Source organism: Candidatus Protofrankia californiensis (assembly GCF_900634765.1).
In the GTDB taxonomy this organism is placed as follows: Bacteria; Actinomycetota; Actinomycetes; order Frankiales; family Frankiaceae; genus Protofrankia; species Protofrankia californiensis.
Genome location: NZ_CAAAFT010000281.1, coordinates 1 through 3,469, shown reverse-complemented (window position 1 = coordinate 3,469; position 3,469 = coordinate 1). Strand labels below are relative to the sequence as shown.

4 protein-coding genes are annotated in these 3,469 nt (G+C 69.9%); all 4 read left to right on the top strand.

Annotation, left to right across the window (positions count from 1 at the left end; translation table 11 throughout):
* Positions 1-60 precede the first annotated feature (60 nt).
* Entirely contained in the window at positions 61-1,113 is a 1,053-nt protein-coding gene (gene hypE / locus DD1DGNOD_RS15285; RefSeq protein ID WP_131770438.1) for a hydrogenase expression/formation protein HypE, read from the top strand.
* A 141-nt stretch (positions 1,114-1,254) separates the two neighbouring features.
* Positions 1,255-1,527, top strand: coding sequence for a HypC/HybG/HupF family hydrogenase formation chaperone (locus DD1DGNOD_RS15280; RefSeq protein WP_131767128.1), 273 nt, complete (start codon positions 1,255-1,257; stop codon positions 1,525-1,527).
* A 161-nt stretch (positions 1,528-1,688) separates the two neighbouring features.
* Positions 1,689-2,789, top strand: coding sequence for a hydrogenase formation protein HypD (gene hypD / locus DD1DGNOD_RS15275; protein ID WP_131767127.1), 1,101 nt, complete (start codon positions 1,689-1,691; stop codon positions 2,787-2,789).
* A 62-nt stretch (positions 2,790-2,851) separates the two neighbouring features.
* Positions 2,852-3,469: DUF6390 family protein (locus DD1DGNOD_RS15270; protein ID WP_131770437.1), on the top strand; the 618-nt coding region annotated here is incomplete at its 3' end.

The window sequence follows — 3,469 nt, the reverse complement described above, 5'->3', positions numbered from 1 at the left end:
CGGGCGGACCGGGCGGACCGGGCGGACCGGGCGGATCGGGCGGACCGCAAGGACGAGGTCCTGGAGCGGATCGAGGCGTTCCGGCGCCGCCGGCCGCGGCTGCTCGGCGAGGTCGTGACCTCGGCGCACGGGGCCGGCGGGAGCGCGTCGGCGGCGCTGGTCGACGCGGTCTTCGTCGACGCCTTCCGCAATCCCGCGCTCGAGGTACTCGGCGACGGCGCGATCCTGCCGTTGCCGTCGGGGGAGTCGCTGGCGTTCAGCACCGACTCCTTCGTCGTCAGGCCGCTGCGCTTCCCGGGCGGTTCGATCGGTCACCTGGCGGTGCACGGCACCGTCAACGATCTGGCGATGACGGGGGCACGGCCGTTGTGGCTGTCCGCGGCATTCGTGATCGAGGAGGGTTTCCCGATCGACGAGCTGCGCCGCATCGCCGGGGACATGGCCGATGCGGCGCAGGCCGCGGGGGTGCGGGTGGTGACCGGAGACACCAAGGTCGTCGACACCGGCGCCGCGGATGGACTGATCGTCACGACCGCCGGTGTGGGGCTCGTACCGGCCGGCCGGCAGCTGTCCGCGCATCGGGTGCGGCAGGGGGACCGGGTGCTGCTGTCCGGCACGATCGGCGAACACGGGATGGCGGTCATGCTCGCCCGCGGCAACCTCGCGATCGAGGCCGACATCCGATCGGACACCGCGGCGGTCAACGCCCTGGTGGACGAGCTGTTGGCCGCGGCGCCGTCGACGCGATGGCTGCGCGATCCCACCCGGGGCGGGGTGGGGACGGTCTGCAACGAGCTGGCTCGGGACAGCGGCCTCGGTGTTCTGCTCGACGAGCGCTGCCTGCCGGTGCGGCCCGAGGTGCACGGCGCCTGCGAGCTGCTCGGCATCGACCCGATCCACGTCGCCAACGAGGGCAAGTTCCTCGCGGTGGTGCCGCCCGAGCAGACCCCGGCGGCGCTGGCCGCATTGCGGAAGCATCCGCAGGGACGGCTGGCCGCGGTCATCGGGGAGATCACCGAGCAGCCGGCCGGGACCGTCGCGATGCGCACCGCCCTGGGGGGCACCCGGATCGTGGACATGCTGGTCGGCGACCCGTTGCCCCGCATCTGCTGACCGCATCTTGCTGACCCGCGTCCACCGACCGCGTCCACCGACCCGGCGAGGAGCATGCCGTGATCATCCGACGCCCGGGGTGACACGCCAACGCCCGTGGCGACGGGCGGCGACACAAGGAGGCCGTAAAGGAGGCCGTACATGTGCCTGGGGATTCCCGGCCAGCTCGTCGAGATCGTCGACGTCGACCAGCACCTCGCGAAGGTCGACGTCAGCGGGGTACGGCGGACGATCAGCATCCGGCTGGTCGCCGAGGAAGGTCCGCGGGTCGGTGACTGGGTGCTGGTGCACGTCGGGTTCGCCATGGCGAAGATCGACGAGGTCGAGGCGATGCGCACGCTCGAGGCGGTGGAGAAGTTGGGGCAGGCCTATCTCGACGAGGTCGAGGCGTTCGGATCGTCGGCGACCCCCTGACCAGCGCAACTGTCCAACTGTCGCAACCGTCGCCGTAGCCGCCGTGCAGATCACCTCGGCCCGCGGTCCGTCACCGGTCCGTCGATTGCCATCGTCCCACCGGCTGTTATCGGTTCGTCGACCGTCGCCGGCCCGTGGGCCGTCACCAGAAGGAGGAGCCGATGCGCTTCATCGACGAGTTCCGCGATCCCGCGGCCGCGCGCGCACTGGTGGCCGCCATCGCGGACCTGGCCGGGTCGGACACCTACAAGTTCATGGAGGTGTGCGGCGGCCACACCCACACCATCTACCGCCACGGCATCCAACACCTGTTGCCCGAGTCGGTGGAGCTGGTGCACGGACCGGGCTGCCCGGTGTGCGTGATACCGATGGGACGGGTCGACGACGCCATGTGGCTGGCCGAGCGGCCGGAGGTCATCCTCACGTCGTTCGGCGACATGATGCGGGTGCCGGGCGGTCGCGGAAGCCTCATGGAGGCCAAGGCGCGCGGGGCGGACGTCCGGTTTGTGTACTCGCCGTTGGACGCGCTGGGTGTGGCCCTGGACAACCCGGACAAGCACGTCGTGTTCTTCGCGGTCGGTTTCGAGACCACCGCTCCCTCCACCGCGGTGACGCTGGTCCGGGCCAGCGAGCTGGGTCTGACCAACTTCAGCGTGTTCTGCAACCACGTCACGATCGTCCCGCCGCTGCGAGCGATCCTGCAGTCACCCGACCTGCGGTTGTCCGGCTTCCTCGGCCCTGGCCATGTCTCGACCGTGGTGGGCAACCGGCCGTATCGCTTCGTCCCCGAGGTCCACGGCAAACCGATTGTGGTAGCCGGTTTCGAGCCGCTGGACATTCTCGCCGGGGTCGCGATGCTGCTCAGACAGATCCGGCAGGGACGCTGCGAGGTCGAGAACCAGTACGGCCGTGTGGTGCGGGAAGAGGGTAATCCTCAGGCACTGGCACTGATGGCGCGTGTGTTCGAACTACGGCCCCATTTCGAATGGCGTGGGCTGGGCTTCATCTCGCAGAGCGCACTCAAGCTCAACGACGACTTCGCGCAGTTCGACGCCGAGCAGCGGTTCGACATGCCCGGCATCCGGGTCGCCGACCCCAAGGCATGCCAGTGCGGGGAGGTCCTCAAGGGTGTCATCAAGCCGTGGGAATGCAAGGTGTTCGGCACCGCCTGCACGCCGCAGACCCCGATCGGCACATGCATGGTCTCCTCGGAGGGGGCCTGCGCGGCCTACTACAATTTCGGACGGATGGCTCTCAGATGACCCGGGAGTTTGGGCCTCCGGCAGCGCGAAAAGAATATGATCGCGGTGCCTTTGGCCCTCAGGTGACCCAGGCGGAGGGGGAGGGGGCACGGCTGTTCGCCCGTTACGCCTATGCGCCGAACAAGCTCGGTTACTGCGGCCCGGCTGATTCACAGACGCTGCTGGAGTACGGCGCTACCGGGGTCATGGCGGGCGATCCCCGGTCGCTGGCCCGTGGCTTCCACGGAGCCTGGCCGTATCTGCAGATCCTGGCCCGGCTCGCCGGCATCGACGACCCGCTCGACCGCCGGGTGGTCGAGGCGTACTGGCTCGGTGGCGGTGTGTCGGACGCGGTCGATCCACGCGAGTTCGGCGCGGCGCTGCTGGCCAGGATCACCCCGCAGGCCGGGCAGTACTGGAAGCACCTCACCCCGGAGATCCTTGACGAGGCCGCGCCGAACCACTGCTTCCACGTCCTCGGGGTCTATCCGTGGTCCCGGCTGCTGGACTCGCCGCACTCCGCCCAGCCACTGCACGTGCTGGACAGCTGCCGGATCCGGTGGGGACGGGTAATGGCGCGCGACGGCGACCACCGCGACGGCGACCACATTGTGGTGCGCAGCCAGCGCCTGACCTGGGAGGACGGCAGGCTCGGGCTGTCCGAACCCCGGTCACAGCGGGTCGCGCTCGTTGTCGACGGC